This is a genomic window from Baekduia sp., from assembly GCF_035996765.1.
GTDB lineage: Bacteria > Actinomycetota > Thermoleophilia > Solirubrobacterales > Solirubrobacteraceae > Baekduia.
On sequence record NZ_DASYJG010000022.1, the window covers coordinates 1 to 21,897 of the forward strand.

General features: G+C 71.0%; 25 protein-coding genes and 1 pseudogene. 23 read left to right on the forward strand and 3 right to left on the reverse strand.

Annotated features, from left to right (window positions below; all coding sequences use genetic code 11):
* The 9 genes and pseudogenes from VGO10_RS04130 to VGO10_RS04170 form a co-directional block, all read left to right on the forward strand.
* Positions 1-352 (forward strand): annotated as a pseudogene (locus VGO10_RS04130) (hypothetical protein); the annotation flags it as partial.
* A gap of 83 nt (positions 353-435) precedes the next feature.
* Positions 436-1,770: a signal recognition particle protein gene (ffh, locus tag VGO10_RS04135; protein ID WP_327465446.1), complete on the forward strand. Its 1,335-nt coding sequence runs from the start codon at positions 436-438 to the stop codon at positions 1,768-1,770.
* Positions 1,771-1,842: 72 nt separating this feature from the next.
* Positions 1,843-2,097, forward strand: coding sequence for a 30S ribosomal protein S16 (rpsP, locus tag VGO10_RS04140; protein ID WP_327465448.1), 255 nt, complete (start codon positions 1,843-1,845; stop codon positions 2,095-2,097).
* A gap of 6 nt (positions 2,098-2,103) precedes the next feature.
* Positions 2,104-2,337 (forward strand): KH domain-containing protein, encoded by a 234-nt coding sequence (locus VGO10_RS04145; RefSeq protein ID WP_327465450.1) that lies wholly within the window; start codon positions 2,104-2,106, stop codon positions 2,335-2,337.
* Between the two features lies 1 nt (position 2,338).
* Positions 2,339-2,869 carry a ribosome maturation factor RimM gene (gene rimM, locus VGO10_RS04150; protein ID WP_327465452.1) on the forward strand — a complete coding sequence of 177 codons (531 nt, stop codon included), beginning with the start codon at positions 2,339-2,341 and terminating at the stop codon, positions 2,867-2,869.
* A 6-nt stretch (positions 2,870-2,875) separates the two neighbouring features.
* Entirely contained in the window at positions 2,876-3,694 is an 819-nt protein-coding gene (trmD, locus tag VGO10_RS04155; RefSeq protein ID WP_327465454.1) for a tRNA (guanosine(37)-N1)-methyltransferase TrmD, read from the forward strand.
* Positions 3,695-3,790: 96 nt separating this feature from the next.
* Positions 3,791-4,360 (forward strand): 50S ribosomal protein L19, encoded by a 570-nt coding sequence (gene rplS / locus VGO10_RS21725; protein ID WP_349258917.1) that lies wholly within the window; start codon positions 3,791-3,793, stop codon positions 4,358-4,360.
* A complete protein-coding gene (gene lepB, locus VGO10_RS04165; protein WP_327465456.1) occupies positions 4,361-4,987 on the forward strand; it encodes a signal peptidase I in 627 nt (208 codons plus the stop codon).
* A 55-nt stretch (positions 4,988-5,042) separates the two neighbouring features.
* Positions 5,043-5,726, forward strand: coding sequence for a ribonuclease HII (locus tag VGO10_RS04170; protein ID WP_327465459.1), 684 nt, complete (start codon positions 5,043-5,045; stop codon positions 5,724-5,726).
* Positions 5,727-5,755: 29 nt separating this feature from the next.
* On the opposite strand, the gene VGO10_RS04175 is transcribed toward VGO10_RS04170, so the two are convergent.
* Positions 5,756-6,121, reverse strand: coding sequence for a YraN family protein (locus VGO10_RS04175; RefSeq protein WP_327465461.1), 366 nt, complete (start codon positions 6,119-6,121; stop codon positions 5,756-5,758).
* Between the two features lie 79 nt (positions 6,122-6,200).
* Here VGO10_RS04175 and VGO10_RS04180 point away from each other — a divergent pair, with 79 nt between their 5' ends.
* The 8 genes from VGO10_RS04180 (at position 6,201) to VGO10_RS04215 (ending at position 14,710) form a co-directional block, all read left to right on the forward strand.
* Positions 6,201-6,566: an FHA domain-containing protein gene (locus VGO10_RS04180; RefSeq protein WP_327465463.1), complete on the forward strand. Its 366-nt coding sequence runs from the start codon at positions 6,201-6,203 to the stop codon at positions 6,564-6,566.
* Between the two features lie 111 nt (positions 6,567-6,677).
* Positions 6,678-7,538, forward strand: a complete 861-nt coding sequence (locus VGO10_RS04185; RefSeq protein ID WP_327465465.1) for a hypothetical protein — start codon at positions 6,678-6,680, stop codon at positions 7,536-7,538.
* A gap of 8 nt (positions 7,539-7,546) precedes the next feature.
* Complete coding sequence (locus VGO10_RS04190) at positions 7,547-9,985, forward strand: hypothetical protein (RefSeq protein ID WP_327465467.1); 2,439 nt, start codon at positions 7,547-7,549, stop codon at positions 9,983-9,985.
* Between the two features lie 111 nt (positions 9,986-10,096).
* A complete protein-coding gene (locus VGO10_RS04195) occupies positions 10,097-11,626 on the forward strand; it encodes a YifB family Mg chelatase-like AAA ATPase (protein ID WP_327465469.1) in 1,530 nt (509 codons plus the stop codon).
* Positions 11,623-12,807: a DNA-processing protein DprA gene (gene dprA, locus VGO10_RS04200; RefSeq protein WP_327465471.1), complete on the forward strand. Its 1,185-nt coding sequence runs from the start codon at positions 11,623-11,625 to the stop codon at positions 12,805-12,807. The genes VGO10_RS04195 and dprA overlap by 4 nt, the downstream gene beginning before the upstream one ends.
* Before the next feature lie 47 nt (positions 12,808-12,854).
* Complete coding sequence (thiD, locus tag VGO10_RS04205; protein ID WP_327465473.1) at positions 12,855-13,730, forward strand: bifunctional hydroxymethylpyrimidine kinase/phosphomethylpyrimidine kinase; 876 nt, start codon at positions 12,855-12,857, stop codon at positions 13,728-13,730.
* 103 nt (positions 13,731-13,833) lie between these two features.
* Positions 13,834-14,067, forward strand: a complete 234-nt coding sequence (locus VGO10_RS04210) for a hypothetical protein (RefSeq protein ID WP_327465475.1) — start codon at positions 13,834-13,836, stop codon at positions 14,065-14,067.
* 22 nt (positions 14,068-14,089) lie between these two features.
* Positions 14,090-14,710: a hypothetical protein gene (locus VGO10_RS04215; protein WP_327465477.1), complete on the forward strand. Its 621-nt coding sequence runs from the start codon at positions 14,090-14,092 to the stop codon at positions 14,708-14,710.
* Here the strand turns inward: VGO10_RS04215 and VGO10_RS04220 are convergent.
* Positions 14,707-15,648, reverse strand: coding sequence for an alpha/beta hydrolase (locus VGO10_RS04220; protein WP_327465479.1), 942 nt, complete (start codon positions 15,646-15,648; stop codon positions 14,707-14,709). The two genes, VGO10_RS04215 and VGO10_RS04220, sit on opposite strands and share 4 nt — an antisense overlap.
* Before the next feature lie 53 nt (positions 15,649-15,701).
* On the opposite strand from VGO10_RS04220, the gene VGO10_RS04225 reads away from it, so the two are divergent.
* The 4 genes from VGO10_RS04225 to VGO10_RS04240 all read left to right on the forward strand — a co-directional run bounded on the left by VGO10_RS04225 (position 15,702) and on the right by VGO10_RS04240 (position 19,761).
* Positions 15,702-16,274 (forward strand): 5' nucleotidase, NT5C type, encoded by a 573-nt coding sequence (locus VGO10_RS04225; protein ID WP_327465481.1) that lies wholly within the window; start codon positions 15,702-15,704, stop codon positions 16,272-16,274.
* A 50-nt stretch (positions 16,275-16,324) separates the two neighbouring features.
* A complete protein-coding gene (locus tag VGO10_RS04230) occupies positions 16,325-17,284 on the forward strand; it encodes a lysophospholipid acyltransferase family protein (protein WP_327465483.1) in 960 nt (319 codons plus the stop codon).
* A complete protein-coding gene (locus VGO10_RS04235) occupies positions 17,281-18,594 on the forward strand; it encodes an NAD-dependent epimerase/dehydratase family protein (RefSeq protein ID WP_327465485.1) in 1,314 nt (437 codons plus the stop codon). The genes VGO10_RS04230 and VGO10_RS04235 overlap by 4 nt, the downstream gene beginning before the upstream one ends.
* Before the next feature lie 117 nt (positions 18,595-18,711).
* Positions 18,712-19,761, forward strand: coding sequence for a L,D-transpeptidase/peptidoglycan binding protein (locus VGO10_RS04240; protein WP_327465487.1), 1,050 nt, complete (start codon positions 18,712-18,714; stop codon positions 19,759-19,761).
* Here the strand turns inward: VGO10_RS04240 and VGO10_RS04245 are convergent.
* Entirely contained in the window at positions 19,758-20,048 is a 291-nt protein-coding gene (locus tag VGO10_RS04245; RefSeq protein ID WP_327465489.1) for a hypothetical protein, read from the reverse strand. The two genes, VGO10_RS04240 and VGO10_RS04245, sit on opposite strands and share 4 nt — an antisense overlap.
* Before the next feature lies 1 nt (position 20,049).
* Here VGO10_RS04245 and VGO10_RS04250 point away from each other — a divergent pair, with 1 nt between their 5' ends.
* Positions 20,050-20,985 carry a tyrosine recombinase gene (locus VGO10_RS04250; protein ID WP_327465491.1) on the forward strand — a complete coding sequence of 312 codons (936 nt, stop codon included), beginning with the start codon at positions 20,050-20,052 and terminating at the stop codon, positions 20,983-20,985.
* An 8-nt stretch (positions 20,986-20,993) separates the two neighbouring features.
* Positions 20,994-21,770 carry an RNA polymerase sigma factor WhiG gene (gene whiG / locus VGO10_RS04255; protein ID WP_327465493.1) on the forward strand — a complete coding sequence of 259 codons (777 nt, stop codon included), beginning with the start codon at positions 20,994-20,996 and terminating at the stop codon, positions 21,768-21,770.
* Positions 21,771-21,897: the final 127 nt, after the last annotated feature.

Genomic DNA, 21,897 nt, shown 5'->3' on the forward strand with positions numbered 1-21,897 from the left:
GATCTTCGTGATCCCGAGCGAGTTCAACCAGGCGCTCGGCAACATCGGCAGCGCGCTCGGCCGGATCGGGGCAGGACCGGAGGACGGCCCGCCGAAGCCGAGGCCGAAGCCAAGGGCGAGCGGCGAGCGCGACGCGATCGACGCGAAGGCCCAGGCCGACGCCGCCGCCGCGGCGGCAGCCGCCGAGCGCGCGACCGCCGAGGCCGAGGGCGCGGCGACCTACACGCCGCCGGAGGTGAGTCTCGAGGCCGCAAGCGAGATCGGAGGGCTGCCCGGCGAGCCGCCGCCGACCGACGGCCCGGAGCCGCCCTCGGGGTCGCCGCTCCCGCCGCCGCCGCGCGAGCCGACCTAGCGCTAGCGGACGCGCACCTTGACCGCGCGCAGCGGGATCCGGCATCCCCTGCGCAGCATCCCGGCAACCTACACTTCAAGCGAGTGTTCGACTCCCTGTCAGAGAAGCTCCAGGAGACCCTCACCGGCGTCCGCGGCCGCGGCGCGCTGACCGAGGAGGACATCACGCGCGCCATGCGCGAGATCCGCCTGGCGCTGCTCGAGGCCGACGTCAACTTCAAGGTGGTCAAGCAGTTCACCTCCGCAGTCAAGGAGCGCTGCCTCGGCGCGGAAGTCCAGAAGCAGCTCAACCCCGGCCAGCAGGTCGTCAAGATCGTCAACGAGGAGCTGACGGCCTTGATGGGCGGCTCCTCGGCCGGCATCACCTTCGCGCCGCGCCCACCGACCGTCGTCCTCATGGCCGGCCTGCAGGGCTCGGGCAAGACGACGGCGACGGCCAAGCTCGCGCGCCTGCTCAAGGAGCAGAACGGCTCCTCGGTCGCCGTCGCCGCGTGTGACGTCTACCGCCCTGCTGCCGTCGAGCAGCTGATCAAGGTCGGCGGCCAAGCTGGCGCCGCGGTCTACGAGCAAGGCACCGACAAGGACCCCGTCGACATCGCCCGCTGGGCGCTGGACCGCGCCAAGCAAGAGGGCAAGGACGTGTTGATCGTCGACACGTCCGGCCGCCTGCACGTCGACGAGCGCCTGATGCAGGAGCTCAAGGACATCCGCAAGGCCGTCAAGCCGACCTCGATTTTGCTGGTCGTCGACGCGATGACCGGCCAGGACGCGGTCAACGTCGCCCAGCAGTTCTCCGAGGCGGTCGACTTCGACGGCGTCGTGATGTCCAAGCTCGACGGCGACGCCCGCGGCGGCGCCGCGCTCTCGGTCAAGGCCGTCACCGGCAAGCCGATCCTCTTCGCGTCGGTCGGCGAGAAGCTCGACCAGTTCGAGGCCTTCCACCCCGATCGCATGGCGCAGCGCATCCTTGGCATGGGCGACGTCATGTCGCTCATCGAGAAGGCCGAGCAGCAGTTCGACGAGGACGAGGCCAAGGAGCTCGAGCGCAAGCTGCGCAAGGACGAATTCACCTTGGAGGACTTCCTCAAGCAGCTGCGCCAACTGCGCAAGATGGGCCCGCTGACGTCGCTGCTGGGCATGATGCCCGGCTTCGCGGGCCAGCAGATGAAGGGGTTGAAGGTCGACGAGAAGGAGCTCGATCGCGTTCAGGCGATCATCCTCTCGATGACCCCGGAAGAGCGCCGGCGACCCGAGCTGATCAAGGGCTCGCGCCGCCTGCGGATCGCCAAGGGCTCGGGCACGAACGTCCAAGCCGTCAACCAGCTCGTCAAGCAGTTCGGCCAGATGCGCAAGGTCATGAAGCAGATCGGGCGCGGCAAGATGCCCGACCTGCAAGCCATGATGCGCCAGGCTCGCTAACCTCCCACGTCGCTTTCCTGCCGCATCAGCTGCGGGTTCCGACGCTCTTTCAGTACCGACGCAAGGACTTTTATGGCAGTTCGACTCCGACTCACGCGCGTGGGCGCCAAGAAGAACGCGATCTGGCGCATCATTGCCGCCGATCAGCGCTCGCCCCGCGACGGGCGCAACATCGAGATCCTGGGCCAGTACAACCCCCAGACCGAGCCCTCGACCATCACGGTCAACGAGGAGCGCGTGCGCTACTGGGTCTCCACGGGCGCCACGGCGACCCCGCAGGTCCGCAAGCTCCTGCGCACGCAGGGCATCGACGTCTCCAACGTCTAGCGCCCGATGAAGGAGCTGCTCGACTACCTGGCGCGGCAGCTCGTCGACGATCCTGATGCCGTCGCCGTCGAGCAGTTCGACGAGGAGGACGGCACGGTCGTTCTCGAGCTGTCGGTCGGCGATGAGGACTACGGCCGCGTGATCGGCAAGGGCGGGCGCACCGCCAACGCCTTGCGCACGGTCGTCAAGGCCGCGGCGGTCAAGGAGCAACGCCGCGTCCTCGTCGACATCGTCGACTGAGATGGCCGACGCCGATCCGGCTGCCCTTCAGGCCGCCGGCGCGCTGATCAGCGTGGGCCGCATCGGCCGGGCCCACGGCCTGGACGGATCGTTCTATGTGACGCAGCCGCGCGAGCGGGTGCTTGGCGGCGCGGTGGCGCTGATCGTCGATGGCGCCGAGGTGGCGATCGTCCGCCACGACGGCACGCCCTCGCGGCCGATCCTGCGCTTGGCGGGTGTCGGGTCGCGCGAGGCGATCGAGCGATTGCGCGGGACCGACCTCTGGATGCGCCGCGCCGACGCGCCGCCGCTGGAGCAGGACGAGTGGTACGCCGAGGACCTGATCGGCTGTCGCGTGGTCGACGGGGAAGTGGCCGTGGGCGTGGTCGCCAAGCTGCTGCCGTACCCATCGTGCGACCTGCTGGAGGTTCAGCGTCCGATGGCCGGCGCCAAAGCGTTGTGGGTGCCCTTGATCTCCGACGCGGTGCGGACGGTCGACCTCGAGGCGCAGCTGATCGATGTGAACCTGGCCTTCCTCGGAGAGGACGCCTAACGGCTTATGCAGCTTGATGTGGTGACGCTCTTTCCCGAGTGGTTCGAGTGGTTTCAGACCCAGCGCCACGTGCGCAACGCGACCCAGCGCGGGGCGGAGCTGCGGACCTTCAACCCCCGCGATTACACGCCGCTGAGCGGCGGCCAGGTCGACGACACGCCCTTCGGCGGCGGCGCCGGCATGGTCTTGCGCGTCGACGTCATGGACAAGGCGCTGCAGGGGATCTACCACCAGGATCCGGTCGACCTGCGGCGTGAGCGGCGTGTCATCGCGTTGACGCCCGGTGGCCGAATGCTCGACGACGCGCTGGTCGACGAGCTGGCGACTGAGCCGGCGATCACGCTGCTGTGCGGTCGCTACGAGGGCTTTGACGAGCGCATCGTCCAGCACTTCGCCTCCGACGCGATCTCGGTCGGGCGCTTCGTGCTCAGCGGGGGCGAGCTGGCGGCGATGGTGGTCATGGACGCGGTCCTGCGCAAGCTTCCAGGCTCGCTGGGCCATGCGGAGTCGGCGCTGGAGGAGTCCTTCAGCCAGGCCCTGGGCGGCGACCCCGAGTACCCGCACTACACCCGTCCAGCCGAGTACCGCGGCTGGAAGGTGCCGCCGGTGCTGCTGTCGGGCCACCACGAGGAGATCCACACGTGGCGGCGCATGCGCAGCCATGAGCGTGGCGTGGTGGGGCCAACGGCACGGCCGCCGGATCCCGAGCCGGGCGAGACGCGTCAGGGCGGGGGGGTGGGCGGGGTCGACATCTTCGGCCCGATCTCCGCAGACGACGAGCCACGCAGCGCCGGGCCGGACCCCTTCGGCCCGATGTCGGGGTAGGACGGGCCCAACACAGGCCCAAAGGCGTCGCGGCGGCCCCTTCGCTACCATCACCCAGCCGACGCGCGGAGCCGATCTCCGCGCCTTCTCTTTGCCATGAGCACTGTCATCGAATCCCTTGAGCGCGCCCAGCTGCGCCGCGTCCCCCGCTTCCAGGCGGGCGATCGCGTCCGCGTCCACTTCCAGGTCGTCGAGGGCACGCGTCGTCGTACGCAGGTCTTCGAAGGCGTGGTGATCAAGCGCCAGGGACACGGTGCGCGCGAGACCTTCACGGTCCGCAAGCAGTCCTTCGGCGTCGGCGTGGAGCGCACGTTCCCCGTGCACTCGCCGAAGATCGAGAAGATCGAGATCTCCGCCCGCGGTGACGTCCGTCGCGCGAAGCTCTACTACCTCCGCGATCGCGTCGGCAAGGCCGCCCGCGTCCGCGAGCGCCGCTACATCGGCCCCGAAGAGGTCGTGGAGACCGGTCTGCTTCACGATCCCGCCGCGCAGCTCGAGGCCGAGGCAGCCGCCAGCGATGGCGCTGTCGATGCCGAGGGTGCGACCGCCGACGAGGTCGTTGTCGACGCCGACGGTGTCGAGACCGCTGACGCGAGCTCCGAGGCTCCGGCCGAGCCCGTCGCTGAGGCTTCGGCCGAGGCAGACGCCGACTCCGAGCAGTCGTAAATGAGCCCCGCCGCCGGCGGAGCCAAGAAGGAGAAGTCGGCAGGCAGCTCGTTCGTCGAGCTGGTCGTGATCGTGGTGGTCGCGCTCGGCCTCGCCCTGGGCATCCAGGCGTTCCTGATCAAGCCGTACAGGATCCCGAGCGAGTCGATGGTCCCGACGCTGAAGGTCGGCCAGCGCGTGCTGGTCAACCGTCTGGGCAACCGCTTCAACAAGCCCGAAGTCGGCGAGGTCGTCGTCTTCCACCCGCCTGCCGGCTCTGACAGCAACACCTGCGGTGATCCGCAGAAGAAGCCCGACCAGGCCTGCGACCGCCCGACGGCGACCAAGGCCAAGGTGAACTTCATCAAGCGCGTTGTGGCCGGGCCGGGCGACACGGTGTACATCAAGGGCGGCCATGCCTTCGTCAACGGCAAGCGCCAGGCCGACGGCTTCACGCGCCCGTGCGAGGGTGGGACCGGCTGCGACTTCCCGCGGCCGATCAAGATTCCCGCCGGCCATTGGTTCATGATGGGCGACAACCGTGGCGAGTCCGACGACAGCCGGTTCTGGGGCCCTGTCCCGCGCAAGTGGATCATCGGTGGCGCCTTCGCCACCTACTGGCCGCCCAAGCGCATCGGCCTCCTCTAGCGCCATTTCGGCCGAGCCGACCAGCCCGACGCTCGCGGCCGAGTTGGCCGCGGCGGTGCCTGCGCCCAAGCCGGCCAAGCCGCGCAAGAAGAAGGGCAAGGCTCGGACTGGCCGCAAGCTCTTCCAGCACGATCGTGCGCTTGGGGTGCGGTTCGTGGCCGGGGCCGACGAGGCCGGGCGCGGCTGCCTGGCCGGCCCGCTGGTCGCGGCCGCCGTGCTCTTCGACTACGACCGCCTTGGCCCGCGCGACGTCCGCGCCCTCTCGCTGCTCAACGACTCCAAGCAGCACACCGAAGAGGCCCGCGAGGCGCTCTACCCGGTCGTGCTGCGCATCGCCACCCGCGTCGCGGTCGTCTCCCGCAGCGCCGGCGGCATCGACCGCCGCGGCCTGCACAAGACCAACCTCGCTGCCCTGCGCGAGTCGCTGCTGAAGGTGGCTCGTCCGGGCTGTATCTGCCTCAGCGACGGCTTCGCGGTCGGCGACCTTGAAGGCCACCGCGGCCGTGCCATCGTCGAGGGCGATGCGACCAGCGCCGCCATCGCCGCGGCCAGCATCATCGCCAAGGTCACCCGCGACCGCTTCATGCATCGCGCCGATGCGCGCCACCCCGGCTGGCAGTTCGCGGCTCACGTCGGCTACTCGACGCCGGAGCACCGCGACGCGATCCAGCGCCAGGGCGTCTCGCCGCTGCACCGCACGTCGTTTCAGAGCACGGCCTACCAGCAGCTCGCGCTCTAGCGCCACAATCCCGCGCGTCGCCCGCGCCATCAGAACGCGTTCTCCAGATGCTCGAGCCGGGTCAGACGACCGCGCAGGTCGATGACCACGCCGATGGCATCGAAGCGGACCAGTTGCGTTCGCGGCCGGTCGGTGGCGTCCGTGAGGTAGGCACGCGCCATGCGGCGGACCTGCGCGCGCTTGGCCTCGTGCAACGCATCCCACGGCTCGCCGCGGCCGCGGCGGCATTTGACCTCGACGAAGACGAGCGTCTCGCCCGCGCACGCGATCAGGTCGATCTCCCCGAAGCGCGTGCGGTGGTTGCGGCACACTATCGTGTAGCCGAGACGCTCCAGATGCTCGGCGGCGAGCTGCTCGCCGAGGCGGCCGAGGTGCTGACGGGGGTCGGTGGACACGGGCACGAAGCTACGGACGGAGCTGCGCCGTGTCTGGCCAAGAACGTGACGATCTTGCGCGGTCACCGTTCCGGCATCGATGAGGCCCAACGACGATCGCCCGGAGGCGCCGGGCGCCGGAGGTCTGCGCTCGTTGGGCGACCGGCTGCGCCGCGCCGTCGGGCGACCGCCACGCGCCGGCGACGTTCCGGTGCTGGTGCTGCCCGCCGCGCCGCCAGGGACGCAGATCCTGCTCGGCCGGTCGCGCGCCAGCGACGTCCGCTTCCTGGAGCCGACGGTCTCCCGGCGCCACGCGGCGCTGCAGCGTGTCGAGGGCGGCTGGCTGCTCGTCGATCGCGGCTCGAGCTACGGCACGTGGGTCAACGGGCGCCGGATCGACCGCGCGATCGTGGCCGATGGCGACCAACTGCGGCTCGGCGACGCCCAGCTGGTCGTGCGCCTGTGACCGCCAACAGGGCTCGGCCATGCGTCCAGCCGGCTGCGATCGCGAGCATTCGGTGCCGTTGCATGGGGGGTGCGGCGTCTCTCGGGTGCCCTGCTTTGCCTGCTCGCGGCCTTGACCGCGCTGCTGGCGCCCGCGCTCGCGCAGGCCGATGGCCCGGCGCTCGCCCTGCAGGCGCCATTCGTCAACGACGCCGCGCTGGCCAGCGGGCCGCCCGTGAGCTTCGCGCTGCCGACCGTCGCGGGCAGCCCCATCGAGGGCCGGGTGCTGACCGCTTCCTCGGGCTCCTGGAGCCCGTCGGCGACCAGCGTCTCCTACCAGTGGCAGCGCGACGATGGCGACGGCTTCGTCGACGTCACCGGCGCCACGGCCACGACCTACATCTTGGTCCATGGCGACATCGACGCATCGTTTCGCGTGCACGTCGTCGCCACCAATGCGCAGGGCAACGCGCAGGCCGATTCTGCGGCCGTCGGCCCCGTCATCGCGGGTGAGCCTGCCAATACGGCTGCGCCGGTGGTCACCGGGAGCACGCAGGGTGGCAAGCCGCTGACCGTCACGGCTGGCAGCTGGTACCCGACCGCGACGACCTACGCCTACCAGTGGCAACGCAGCACGAGCTCGGGCTTCGTCGACATCGCCGGTGCGACCAGCCCCACCTACTTCACCGTCCCGGCCGATGTCACCCACACGGTCCGCGCGCGCGTCACGGCCATCAACACCTACGGGTCGGTCACCGCGACCGTCGCGGCCGTCGGCCCGATCACCTCGGGGACACCCGTCAACAGCGTCCTGCCGATCATCAGCGGAGCAGCCAAGCGCGGCGTCCCGCTGGCGGTCAACTCCGGCACCTGGCTGCCGTCCGGGAGCTTCAGCTACGACTGGCAGCGTGACGACGGGACGGCTTTGCCGACATTCCCGGGGCCACCGGCACGAGTTACACGCCGACGGTCGATGACCTCGGCCTCCCGCTGAAGGTCGTCGTGACGGCGACCAACGCCTTCGGCTCGGCGACCGCGACCACCGCCGCCACCGCCGGCGTGGCCACCGATCTGCCGCGCAACATCGGCGCGCCCAGCATCGCCGGGACCGCCAAGCGGACGCTGACGCTCACCGCCTCGGCAGGAACCTGGACCCCGGCGGGCTCCACCTACGCCTACCAGTGGCAGCGCGACGATGGCGACGGCTTCACCGACATCACCGGTGCGACGGCCGCCTCCTACGTCCTCGCGACCGCTGACGTCGATACGACCATCCGCGTGCGGGTCACCGCCACCAACGTCGACGGCGCGACGGTCGCCGCCTCGGCGCCGACGGCGGTCGTGGTCGCTGCGACGCCCGGCAACCGCGTCGTTCCGGGCCTCACCGGCGGGTTCCGCGTCGGCGACACGCTCACGAGCACCGACGGCGCGTGGAGCCCGGCCGCCGACAGCTTCGCGTACCAGTGGCAACGGCGCGTCGCCGGAGGCACGTACACCGACATCGCCGGTGCCACGGCCAAGACCTACATCTTGGCTGACGCCGACGCGGGCGCGACCGTCCGCGTCGAGGTCACCGCGACCAACGACGATGGCACGGGCGTGGGGTACTCGGCGGCAACGCCCACGATCATCGTGCCGCCGGTCGCGCCGAGCAGCATCGACGCGCCGACCGGCACGCTGCAGGACACCGAGACGCTGTCGATCGACCCCGGTGTCTGGACGCCGGCGAGCGCGACGTTCACCTACCAGTGGCTGCGCTGCCCGTCGGGCGCCTCGGCGCTGGGCGGCTGCGTGACCGTCGGCGCCGGACCGGCCTACATCTTGAGCGGCAACGACGTCGGCCACGCGATGACGGTCCGGGTGACGGCCACGGCCGCCGGCGTGTCAACGGCGGCGACGTCGACGTTCACCAGCGACGTCGCCGGACGCGCGCTGACGCTGACCAGCGCACCGACGATCCAGGGCATCATGCAGGTTGCCCAGACGGTCCGCGCGCTGCCGGCGGTGTGGACGGTGCCGACGCGCAGCGAGAAGTACCAGTGGCAGCGTTGTGACGCCGACGGTGCGCACTGCGTCGACATCCCGGGCGCGGGCGGACAGACCTACAAGATCGCGGTGGCCGACAAGGACCACACGCTGGTGGTGCACGAGATCGCGACGTCCCCGGGCCGGACCGCGAGCGCTGACAGCGCTGCGTCGACGGTCGCCGATCAGCCGGTGCCGGTCGCGAGCGTCCTGCCGGTCGTCTCCGGAACGGCGATGCGCGCGGCCAACCTGCAGGCCACGCGCGGCAGTTGGACCAACGATCCCACGAGCTTCGCGTATGCCTGGATGCGCTGCGACGGCGCGGGCGACCACTGCGTGGCGATCCCGGGTGCGACGCGCACCAACTACGCGCTCCAAGCTGCTGACGTGGGCTCCACGGTCACGGTGACGGTGACGGCCACCAACACCGAGGGCGCCACGGTCGCCGCTGCGGTGCCGACCGCGGTCGTCGCAGCCGTGCTGCCGCAATTGGCGACCCTCGGCGCGATCAACGGGACGCTCCAGGTTCCGAAGACGCTCCAGGTGATCCGCGCAACGTGGCACACGACCGTCGACACGCACTACGGCTATCAATGGCAGCGTTGCAATGCGATGGGCGCCGCGTGTATCGACATCGCCGGCGCGCGCAACCTCTCCTACCGGCTGCAGACCGCCGACGCCCGTGCGCGGCTCCGCGTCGTCACCGTGGCGACCAACGTCGATGGCGCGACGACGGTAGCGACGGCGCCGACGGCGGCGATTGCGCCTGCACTGCCGGGCATCCAGGTCATCCCGCGCCTCTCGGTCCAGGGCCGTGCAGACGTCGGCAAGACGCTGACGCTGACACCCGGTGCGTGGAGCGCGAGCACGGAGATCGCCACCAAGGTGTTGCGGTTCTGGCGTTGTAACCCGCGTTGCACCGAGCTGGCGACCGACGGCGCCGGGGCCTACGTGCTCGACGATGGCGACGCCGGCGCGATGATGCGCGGCTCCGAGACGGCGACCGGGCCCGGCGGGAGCACCGTCGCCTGGGCCGCGGCGTGGATCGGACCCGTGCGGTCGGCCAGCGCGGGGTCTGCGGCGATGTCGGCGATGTCGAGCGCCACGGTTCGGACGGCGCGCGGGGTGGCGCTGGCACAGGCGAGCGTCGGGCCGGCGCGCATCGGCGCGACTGCCGCGGCGGCGAGGCTCGTCACGGCGCCTCGGCGCGATCGCACCGTGCGCGTGTCGTTGCGTCGTGCGCGCCACGCACCGGCCGGCAAGCTACGCGCTTGGGTCTGTCTCGCGACGCCGTCGGCCGCGGAGACCGCGCCGTGCTCGAAGGCGGTCGCGGTGCGTACGCGGGCGACGCTGAAGCTGGCGGTCGCCAGCGGTCAGCGTGTGCGCGTCGTGGTCGTGCGCGCGCGTCATCGGTAGCGCCCAGGAGGCCGGCGCGGGACCGATCGGAAGCGAGTTGTAGGAGTCGCTGCGCACGATTGTCGCGATCGCCGCGCCCGTGTCGCAACCTGCCACATAGCGTCGCCGGGCATGTTGGCCCACATCACCACCTTCGCGATTCACGGCGTCGAGAGTCGCCAGGTCACGGTCGAGGTAGATATTCGCCCGGGGCTGCCGGCGTTCACGATCGTCGGGCTCGGCGACCGTGCCGTGCGGGAGTCACGCGAGCGCGTGCGCTCGGCGATTCTCAACTCCGGCTTCGAGTTTCCTGCCCGTCGGATCACCGTCAACCTCGCGCCGGCGGCGCTGCGCAAGGAGGGGCCGGGCTTCGACCTGGCCATCGCCTGCGGAGTGCTCGCTGCCGTCGGCGAGCTGCCGGCGTCCGTACTGGAGCGTGTCGCCATCTTCGGCGAGCTTGCGCTGGGTGGTGAGCTGCGTCCCTGCCGCGGGGTGCTGGCGGTGGCCGAGGGCGCGGTCGCAGCGGGGCTTGGTGGCCTCGTGCTCCCCGCCGTCCATGGACGGGAGGCCGCGCTCGTCGACGGGCTCGGCGTCCACGGTGCCATCGGCCTGGCCGAGGTCGTGGCGATCCTGCGCGGTGAGAGCGACGGTCAGCCGCCGCCACCGGATGATGACGGTGCGACAGCGCCTCTGGGTCCTGCGCTCGACCTCGCCGATGTGCGCGGCCATGGCGGTCCGTTGCGGGCGTTGGCGATCGCGGCGGCCGGCGGCCACAACCTGCTGCTCGCGGGTCCGCCGGGCACCGGCAAGACGATGCTCGCGCAGCGGCTGTCGTCGATCCTTCCACCGCTGTCGCGCGCTGAGGCGATCGAGGTCACGCGGATCCAAGGCGTGGCCGGTATGCGCCCTGGCGGCGGACTGGTGACCGAGCGACCGTTCCGGGCGCCGCACCACACGATCTCGGCGTCCGGTCTTGTCGGCGGAGGCTCGCAGCCGATGCCGGGAGAGGCCACACTGGCCCACAACGGCGTGCTCTTTCTCGATGAGCTTGCGGAGTTCGCAAGACCCGCGTTGGAGGCGTTGCGCCAGCCGCTGGAGGACGGCCGCGTGGCGATCGTGCGCGGTCAGCGCCGTGCCGTCTTCCCGACGCGTTTCATGTTGGTGGCCTCGACCAACCCGTGTCCGTGCGGGTACGCCGGCATGTCGCGCTGCCGCTGCGGGGAGGCCGACATCGCGCGCTATCGCCGCCGGCTCAGCGGTCCACTGCTGGATCGCCTCGACCTGCTCGTCGACGTCCAGCGTCCAACGCCCGCGGACTTCGCGGCCGGTCCGGTGTGCCGCAGTGCCGTCGAACGTGAGCGCGTGGTCGCCGCGCGTGCACGCCAGGTGGCGCGGCTGGACGGCACCGGTGCGAGCTGCAACGCGCACCTCGATGGCGCGCTGGTCCGCCGCCACGTGGCGCTCGACCCTGCTGCTGCCGCCGTCCTCCGCCGGGCCTATGAGCGTGGCGCGCTCAGCCCGCGCGGTCACGATCGCGTGCTGCGCGTCGCCCGCACGATCGCTGATCTGGAGGATGCCGGCACGGTTGGCGCCGATCACCTGCTCGAGGCGCTGAGCTTTCGCCAGGACGTCGCAGAGGGCTCCGAGGAGGAAGCGGCATGAGCGTCGACGATCACGCGGTCGCGTGCGCGGCGTGCCTGCGCCGCACGTGGCTGTTGGCCCAGGTCGCCGGCGGGCTGGAGGTGGCTCACAGCCGCCGCCGTCCGATCCGCTCCGTGCTGGCGCTCGAGGAGGATGCGCTCATCGATGCGGTCTGTGGTGGGACCGGGTTGCGTGAGCGGGTGGCGGTGGCGCGCCCGACGGACCTGCTGGCCGCGGCTGCCGACGCCGGACTGGACGTGTTGTGCCGCCACACCGCCGGCTATCCCGTGCAGCTGCTGGACGACGCCGCGCCGCCTGCGGCGCTGTTCGTTCGCGGCGGCGATGAGGCACGGGCGCGGCTCATGCGTCTGGTGGGCCGCGCGGCCGATGACGAGGACCGTGCCGGCCGGCTGCCGGCGGCGGTCGCGGTTGTCGGCACACGCCGCGCCTCACCCGAAGGGTTGGAGGTCGCGCGTGTCCTCGGCCGCGGTCTGGCGGGTGCGGGCGTGACCGTGGTCTCGGGCCTGGCACTGGGCGTCGACAGCGCCGCGCACGCCGGCGCCGTTGACGTCTGCGGACCGACGGTCGCCGTGCTTGCCGGCGGCGCCGACGTGCCGTATCCGAGACGCAAGGCCGGCCTCTACTCGGCGATCCTTGCGGCGGGCGGTGCCATCGTCTCGGAGATGCCGCCGGGCTTCCGAGCGTTCCGGTGGAACTTCCCGGCGCGCAACCGCATCATCGCTGCGCTCGCGCCGGCGACGATCGTCGTAGAGGCCGCCGAGCGCTCAGGCTCGCTGATCACCGCGGAGCTCGCGCTCGATCTCGGCCGCGACGTGGCCGCGGTGCCTGGCCCCGTGTTGAGCTGGCGCTCGCGCGGCACCAACGCGCTGCTGCGTGACGGCGCGACGTTGATCCGCGACGTTCAGGACGCGCTTGAGGTCGTGCTGGGCATCGACGGCGCGGCGGCTGCGATGCAGCGTGCCGAAAGCGAGCTGACCGCCCCACCGACGGCGCTGGCGCCCGCGCTGCGGGCGCTGCTGGCCGCGGTGGAGGACGGTCACGACAGCGTCGCGTCGCTGACGCGCGACCCCGCCCGCGCGCCCGCTGTCCGCGCTGGCCTTGCGGAGCTCGAGCTGCTCGGTCTTCTCCGCCGTGTGTCGGGTGGCCGCGTGCTGCGAACCACCCGGGCGGTGGCGTCATGAGGGTGGGGGCTGCCACCTGCACCGGTGCCGGGCTAGCATCGGCCGTGATGTCGACCGATCCCGCCGGGCCGCCACCGCCCGCGCCGCATGTGCCCGTCTGCCTGTCGATCGCCGGTTCGGACTCCGGCGGTGGGGCCGGCATCCAGGCCGACCTGAAGGCCTTCGCCCGTTGTGGCGTTCACGGCACGACGGCGATCACGGCGCTGACCGCGCAGAACACGGTCGCGGTGACGCGCGTCGCGGCCGTGGAGCCGGCGATGGTCGTCGCGCAGATCGAGGCTGTCGCGGCCGACTTCACGATCGGCGCCGTGAAGATCGGCATGGTCGGCGCCGTGGACGTGATCGCCGCCGTCGCCGTCGCGCTCGACGCGCTGCCCGCCGGCACGCCGGTCGTCCTCGACCCCGTGATGGTCGCCGAGTCAGGCGCGCGGCTGCTGCCCGCCGACGCCGAACGCGCCCTGATCGAGCTGTTGCTGCCGCGCGCGACGGTCGTCACCCCGAACGTCCCGGAGGCGCGCGTGCTGGCGGGTGCCGCGGCCGCCGCGCTCGATGGCGCGGCGCTCGCCGAGGCCGTCCAGGCGGTCGGCGCCAACGCCGTCGTCGTCACCGGCGGCCATCGTGCGCAGGCGATCGACGTCCTCGTGACGGTCGACGGCGCGACCGTCGAGATCCCGGGCCACCGCTACCCCGACGGCGCCGCGCACGGCTCGGGCTGCACGCATTCCTCAGCGCTGGCGGCGCACCTCGCGCTCGGGTTCACGCTGGCCGAATCCGCGCGCGCCGCCCGCGCCATCGCCGCCGAGGCCGTCCGCTATGGCCTGCGCGACCTCGGTGCCGGCCCCGGCCCGGTCAACGTCCTCGGCGTGGGCTACGGAGACGTCCATGCGGTCGCCAACAGCGGCCGTCTTGGCGCGCCCGCCTGAGCGGCGACGCGCCCAGCCATAGGCCAACCGGCAGCCGCCGTGGTCTGCCCCTCTGACCAGCCCTCACCCCTTTGCCATAATCCCGCACGTGAGGCTGCTGCGCATGAAGCCGGGTCACGGTGAGGTCCTCTTGGCCGAGGGCGATGTCGAGGTGGCCGCCGACGAGCAGATGCTGGTCGACGAGTTCCGCCGCCAACTCGACGAGGGCATGTGGGCGGCGGTGCCCGTCACCTCCTCCGCCGGCCGTCGCGAGGCGCGGATGGTCAAGGCCTTCGAGGACGTTCCGCGCGACGCCGATCGCGTCATCTTCTTCCCGCGCGCCGCCGGCGGCAGCTGAGCCACCCGGGAGCGACGTCGCGATGGTCCTCGCCCTCAGCGCCACCCTGATCGTCATCGTGGCACTGCTGTGGGAGGTCGCCGCGCCGCGCGTCACCGAGGGCTGGGAGCGCCATCGCGCACGGCGTGCCCGCGTGCCGGTCGACGTCTATGACCCCGGTCGTGAGCGCCGCGCCGAGCAGCGCGCTCGCCAGCTGTTGCGCTCCTGCGTCAACGACGAGGAGTGGGACATGTACCGCGAGCTCGGCTTCATCCGGGTCTGGGGTGCGCTGTCGGCCGGCCCCGAGCAGGGCGGCACGCAGGCCACCCGCGCCGGCGCGCCCTACGCCTACATCATCTACCCGCACAAGCCGATCGTCGCGTACCTCCCACAGACCCGCGAGCTGCTCGCCGAGTACTGCGTGGCCTTCCCGGACGAGACGCGCCCCTACGGCAGCGCGCGCCTTCCCGACTCCGACGACGCGCTAGCCAAGTGGATGGCCTTGACCGGCGACGAGCACCACCTCGCCGGCCAGGCCAACATGCACCTCCCGGGCCGCCAGATCGATCCCAAGCAGGTCCGTCGCGACCTCTGGCGGCTCTCGCAGTGGGAGCAGTCGCGCCTGCGCCGCCTCGCGCGCGAGCAGCGCACCCCGACCTCCTAGGTCTCAAGGAAATCCTCCACCAGCGCGTTGAACGCCGCCGGGCGCTCCAACATCGACACGTGCCCGGTGTCCTCGTAGACGACCACGCGCGCGTGGGCAATGAGCTCACCGAACACCCAGGCGTCGCGGACCGGCACGAGCATGTCCTTGGCGCCCCACACCACCAGCGTCGGCGCGGTGATCTCGCCGAGCCGGTCGCGGATCGGGTAGCTGGTCAACGCGTCCAGCGCATCGATGAAGCCCGGCTTGCCGGCCCCGCGCAGTTGCTCGGCTACCAACGGCGCCGGCAGTCGCTCGGGGTGCGCGGCGACGACGTTGAGCATCGCCAGGCGCGAGCGCGGCCGCCGCGCGAGCTCGTCGGACTTCGACGCCAGCCACCCGGTCCCCAGCGCCAGCAGCCCGGACCCGCGCCGCAGCAGCGCCAGCGCGTGCTCGTTGCGCTGATGCTCGACGGTCAGCCCGGCAGCGCTGACCAGCACGAGCTTCTCGACCCAGGTCCCGAAGCGGATCGCCAGCTCGGCGCCGATGAAGCCGCCCATCGAGTTGCCCACGACCGTCGCGCGCGTCACGCCGAGCACGCCCAGCAGCTCGTCGACGGCGGCCGCGTAGCCGCTGATCGTGATCTTCTCGATCGGCAGCTCGGATTCGCCGAAGCCGGGCAGGTCCATCGCGATGCAGCGATGCGTCTGAGCGAAGAACGGCAGGTTCTCCAGCCAGTTCTGCCAGGACCCCGTCAGCCCGTGGATCCAGACGATCGTGCCCGCCGCGGCGCTGACATCCGGACCGGGCCCGATGTCGACCACGTTCATCCAGCGGCCGCCGACCTTCACCCAGCGCAGGTGCTCGCGCCAGTCGATATCGAGCCACGCGCTACGACCCACCGGTCCGTATAGGTCGAGGGCGATGGTCGGTCGGTCAGCCGTCGTGCGCGTCGCCATGGCCCTACGATAGAAGCGCGGACCGGCGGGGAGACGGTCGCGCAGATTGACCCATGCGCATCGCCATCGATATCGACTCCACGTTGCATCACTACTGGGACGTGCTTTCGGACGCCGCCCAGCGCCGCTTCGGCATCGACCTGCCCTACGAGGAGCAGTTCGACTGGGGCATCACCCGGCTCAAGCCCGAGCAGCTGACCTGCTGCATCGACGAGACCCACTGCGACCAGGCAGTCCTCGCCGGCCGGCCCTACGCGGGCGCCGTGGAGACCGTCAACAGCTGGGCCCAAGCCGGGCACTTCATCCACATCACCTCGCACCGGGCGCAGCGCGCCCACACCGTGACCGCCCAGTGGCTCATGGACATCGGCCTCCAGTTCGACGAGCTCTACTGCTCCCAGGACAAGGTCACCCGCTGTGCCGAGATCGGCATCGACCTCCTGATCGATGACAGCCCGCACAACATCGAGACTGCGCTGGAGCGCGGGATCGCCGTGGCGACGATCCGCCACCCGTGGAACGCCGACGTCTGTGAGACCGAAGACATCGTCTGCGCCCACGACTGGACCGAGCTGGCACTGAAGCTCCGTCCGTTGCTCGCGCGCGAGTCTGTCGCGCGCGGCTGAACAGAAGCTCCATAGCTTGGAACGCGCCCGCCTGGGACAATCGCAGGCGGATGGCCGACACGAAACGCAGCACGCTGCGCCAGGAGCCCCGCGAGAGCGCGCGCATCGACGACGACGATCGGCTCGCGCTGATCGATGACGCGGTCCCGGCCAACTCCGGGAGCGACGTCGCCGAGCGCGAGCCGGACCTGCGCGAGTACCTCGCGCCGATCGAGACCGAGCGCCAGGTCACCGACTGGGGCCGCAGCGAGCGCGTCGAAGGCTTCTTCGACAAGACGCTCGTCGACTTCTACTACAACTTGTGGTTTCGCTGCGAGGTCGAAGGCATCGAGCACGTCCCGTCCGAGGGCGGGGCGCTGCTGGTCTCCAACCACTCCGGCGCGCTGCCGCCCGACGCGCCGATGATCGCCAAGGCGATCAAGGAAGAACACCCACAACCGCGCCCGCTGCACCTCACGGTCGAGCACTTCTTCAAGGGCTATCCCGGCCTGTCGATGCTGATCCCCAAGATCGGCGGCGTCCCCGCGCATCCGGCCAACGTCCACCGCCTGCTGGCCGACGAGCAGCAGCTCGTGCTCGTCTTCCCCGAAGGCCGCAAGGGCACCGAGAAGCTCTACAAGGACCGCTACCGCCTGCGCCGCTTCGGTCGCGGCGGCTTCGTCGAGGCGGCGATGCGCGCCCGCGCGCCGATCGTCCCGATCGCGCTCGTCGGCGCCGAGGAGGCGATGCCGGTCTTCGCCCAGCTCGGCGCGCTGCAGAAGCTCACCGGCCTCATCTACTTCCCGATCACGCCGACCTTCCCGCACTTCGGGCTCTTCGGCGCGCTCGGCTACCTGCCGGCCAAGTTCAAGATCAGGTTCCTGCCGCCGGTCCCGACCGACGACCTCGGCGTCGAGGAGCCGTGGGAGGACCAGGCGCTCGTGCAGACGATTGCCCACGACATCCGCGCGACGATCCAGGACGAGCTGCTCGACATGCTCGGCAAGCGCCGCTCGGTGTGGTTCGGATGAGGTCGCGCCGCGTCCTCATCACCGGCCTGTCGACCTACTGGGGCGGCCGCCTGGCCCAAGCGCTCGAGCAGGATCCCGAGATCGAGACGGTCATCGGGATCGACCGCCGGCCGCCGAAGCTCGCGCTGGAGCGCACGGAGTTCGTCCAGGTCTCTGACGCGCACTCGCTGATCCGCCGGATCGTCGATGCCGCCGAGATCGACACGATCGTCGACACCCGCCTGGTCGTCGACTCGATCGTCACGAGCCGCTCGCGCGCCCACGAGAACAATGTCATCGGCACGATGAACGTGCTGGCCGCGGCTGGTGGGCCGTCGTCTCCCGTGCGCAAGTTGGTGTTCAAGTCATCAGCCCGCTACTACGGCGCCGAGCAGGACGACCCGGCCTTCTTCACCGAGGCGATGCGCCGCCCGCACGCGCCCGGCACTCCGATCGAGCGCGACATCTGCGAGGCCGAGGCCAACGTCTCGGACTTCCGCCACAAGAACCCCGACACGACCGTCACGGTGCTGCGCTTCGCCAACGCGCTGGGCCCGGACCTCAAGACCTCGTGGCAGAGCTACCTGCACCTGCCTGCGATCCCGACGATCCTCGGCTTCGACCCGCGGGTGCAGTTCATCCACGAAGACGACATGGCCAACTGCCTCGAGCACGCGGTCAAGTACGACCTCGACGGGACGTTCAACTGCGCCGCCGACGGTGTGCTCGTCCTCTCGGAGGTCGTCGACCTGCTGGGCAAGACGATGCTGCCGATCCTGCCGCCGTGGGGGACCGGCCTGGCGACCCAGGGGCTGCGTCGCGCCGGCGTACCGATTCAGTCAGAGATGCTGCCTCAGCTGCGCTTCGGCCGCGCGCTGGACAACCGCCGCTACAAGGCGACGGGCTTCATCTACCAGCACACGACGCGAGAGACCGTGCTGCGGCTGCGCGAGCAGCAGCGCCTGGAGCCGATCCTGCGCGGCGCGGTCGGCTCGAGCTATCGCTATGAGTCGGCGGTCGAGGAGTTCCTGCGCTTCAGCCCGAGCGTGCGCCAGTCCAACGTGCGGCCGGCGCCGCTGCCGCCCGCCAACTCGGCGCCGCGCGAGCATCCCGAACAAGAGCAGCTGGCGGCGCCCGCGCCCGCGGCCACACCGCCGTCGACCACCGCCTACGGCTCCCTGCCCGCGCGCGAGATCCTCAGCATCCTGCCCTCGCTGAGCCACGAGGATCTGCGCGCCCTGCGCGAGCACGAGACCCACAACGCCGCCCGCGCCACCGTCCTGCGCGGCATCGATCGCCTGCTCGGCGCGCCAGCCACGTCCGCACGCTGACAGCGAAGCTGGCACGGTCGCGTCCACCAGCCCGGCAGCGGGCCTTGCAGGGGTTCTCCGCCGCCGCCGGAGCCACTACTCTGGACGCGAACTCCTTCCCCTCGGTTTCGCTCACCATTGCTCGCACGTCCTGTCATCGCCGTCGCTGCCCTCCTGGTGGCGCTCGCCGCCATCGCTGCGGCGATCGTCGTCTATGACCATGGCCAGCAAGACAAGATCGGCAAGGGCGTCACGATCGGCGGGGTGGACGTGGGCGGCCTCAAGCGCGACGCCGCCGAGACCAAGCTGCGTCAGCAGATCCTCGCGCCCCTGAACCGCGAGATCACCGTCGACCACGGCAGCCGGCGCTGGCGCCTGACCGCGCGCGAGGCGAAGGTCGCCACCAACCTGGACGCGACCGTCGCCGACGCGGTGGCCCGCAGCCGCCAGGGCAACCTGCTCAAGCGCACCTGGCGCGGCGTGACCGGCGAGCAGCTCGACGCCCGTCTGCAGCCTGAGGTCACGTTCTCCGACGCGGCCGTCATCCGGCTGCTGGACCGGGTCCGCAAGTCCGTCAACCGCCCGGCGATGAACGCGACCATCAAGTTCGCCGTCTCCGGCCCGACGACGACGCCCAGCCATGAGGGCCTGGCACTTGACGCCACGGCGTTGCACCAGAAGATCAAGGCGGCACTCGGCTCGCCGACCGCCACGCGGCGCTTCAGCGCCTCGACCCACCACGTCGCGCCCGCCGTGTCGACTGACAAGCTGATCGCCCAGAACGCGACGACGCTCGTCGTCAACCGCGAGGCCTTCAAACTCACGGTCTTCAAGAACCTCAAGGAGGTCAAGAGCTATTCGGTGGCGATCGGCGCCGTTGGCCTCGACACGCCCGCCGGGCTCTACCACATCCAGAACAAGGCGGTTGACCCCGCCTGGACCGAGCCGAACTCCGACTGGGTTCCCGTGGCGGACCGCGGCAAGGTCATCCCCGGCGGCACGCCCGAGAACCCGCTGAAGTCCCGCTGGCTGGGCATCTTCAACGGCGCCGGCATCCATGGGGTGGACCCCAGCGAGTACGGCACCATCGGCCACGCCGCCTCACACGGCTGCGTGCGCATGCGGATCGCCGACGTCGAGGATCTCTATCCGCGCGTCCCGGTCGGCGCGCCGATCTTCATCGCCTAACGGCGTTGCAGATCGACATCGCGAATCGCGTCGACGTCGACCTCTTCCCAGCCGTCCTTCAGCAGGGAGGCATGGTGGTCGGAGTGGCGAAAGACGAGCGTGCCAATGAAGATCCCGTTCGTCCTCTTGCGGAGCACCGCGTACCACATCGTCGAGGAGTCGAGGTTGCCGCGCACGCGGTGCCACGGCCGCGGCGGATCGTCGCTGTCGGGCGAGATGCCGGCGTCGATCAGCTGCCGATGCGTGGCGACCTGACCGGAGTTGGTGTCGATGAAGAAGAGTCCCACGGTGGTTGAGGATAGGGCTGGTGACGGCGCGCGCGCCGACGCGTTGAGCAGCGCCTGGCAGGAGGCGCTGCGGCTCTTTGACGCCGATCTGCTGCGCCGCGGCGCGGCCGCGCGCACGCGGCGCGCCTACGGGTTCGATTGCGCCCAGTTCGCGCTGTGGTGCACGACCCAGGGCCACGAGCCGACCGACGTCACCACGCGCATCCTGCGCCGCTACGCCGCGGCGCTGGGCGAGCGCGATGTCGTCGCCGCCACCGTCGCGCGCAAGCTCGCCGCGCTGCGCTCGCTCTATCGCACGCTGCGCGAGCACGGCCAGATGGCGGCCAACCCGGCCGACCTCGTGCCCGCGCCCAAGCGGCCGTCCAAGCTTCCGCGGGTCCTGAAGGCCGACGAGGTCGCCGAGCTGCTGGACCGGATCCCGCAGACGACGCCGCTCGACGTCCGCGATCGCGCGCTCTTCGAGTTGGCCTACGCCTGCGGCCTGCGCGCCGAGGAACTGGTCAACCTGGATCGCGGCTCGCTGGACTTCGACGCCGAGGAGGTGCGGGTCGAGGGCAAGGGCGGCAAGACGCGCATCGTCCCGATCGGCGAGTCGGCCGTTCAGGCGTTGGCGCGGTATGTGGAGCGCGCCCGTCCGGCGCTCCAGGCCGACCGTGCCGAACAGGCGTTGTTCCTGTCCAAGTCCGGCCGGCGGCTTTCGACGAGCGACGTGCGACGGCGTCTGCGCGTGTGGTCCCGGCGCGCGGCGCTGCAGGGTGGGGCGCATCCCCATGCGCTACGCCACTCGTTCGCCACCCATCTGCTCGACGGTGGCGCCGACCTGCGCGCCATCCAGGAGATGCTGGGCCACAGCAGCATCTCGACGACGCAGATCTACACCCGTGTAGAGTCCGCCAGGCTCAAGTCCGCGTATGCGCGTGCACATCCGAGGGCGTGAGGACAGGGATGGAGACCAACGTCAAGGCCATTGAGCTTCGGGACCTCTGGCGCCGGTACAAGGCGACCGGCGACACGCACGCGCGTGAGCGGCTGGTCATCGCCTACTCGCCGCTGGTCAAGTACGTCGCCGGGCGCATGGCCTCAGGCCTGCCCGCCCACGTCGACGAGGGCGACCTCATCTCCTACGGCCTCGTTGGCCTCATCAGCGCGATCGAGCGCTTCGACCTCGAGCGCGAGATCAAGTTCGAGACCTACGCGATCACCCGCATCAAGGGCGCGATCATCGACGAGCTGCGCTCCCTGGACTGGGTGCCGCGCTCCGTTCGCGCCAAGGCGCGCGAGATCGAGAAGGCCAACACCAAGCTCGAGCACCAGCTGCAGCGCGCGCCGACCGACGAGGAGATGTCGCGCGAGCTCGGCGTCAGCGTCGACGACTTCCAGGAGTCGCTGCTGCAGATCTCCAACTCGACGGTCGCCGCGCTCGACGAGCTGTGGACCGTCGGCGACTCCTCGGGCGACGCCGTCTCGCTGCTGGACACCCTGACCGACGAGAACGCGCCGGATCCGGCCGCGGTCATGGACCAGACCGACCTCAAGGATCGGGTGGCCGACGCGATCGCCCGCCTGCCCGAGCGCGAGAAGCTCGTGGTGGCGCTGTACTACTACGAGAACCTCACGCTGCGTGAGATCGGTGAGGTTCTGGGCGTGACCGAGTCGCGCATCTCCCAGCTGCACACGAAGGCCGTCCTGCGCCTTCGGTCTCGCCTGCTCGAGCAGGAGTAGTCCTCGTCGCGCACCTCGGCCTTGCGGCCTTGCGCGTTTCAGCGCTAAGTTCGGCTCCATCCGAACATCAGGCTGCGTGCCTGGGCATGTGGCCTCCGAGGAAAGGAGCCTGGCATGCACAAGGCTG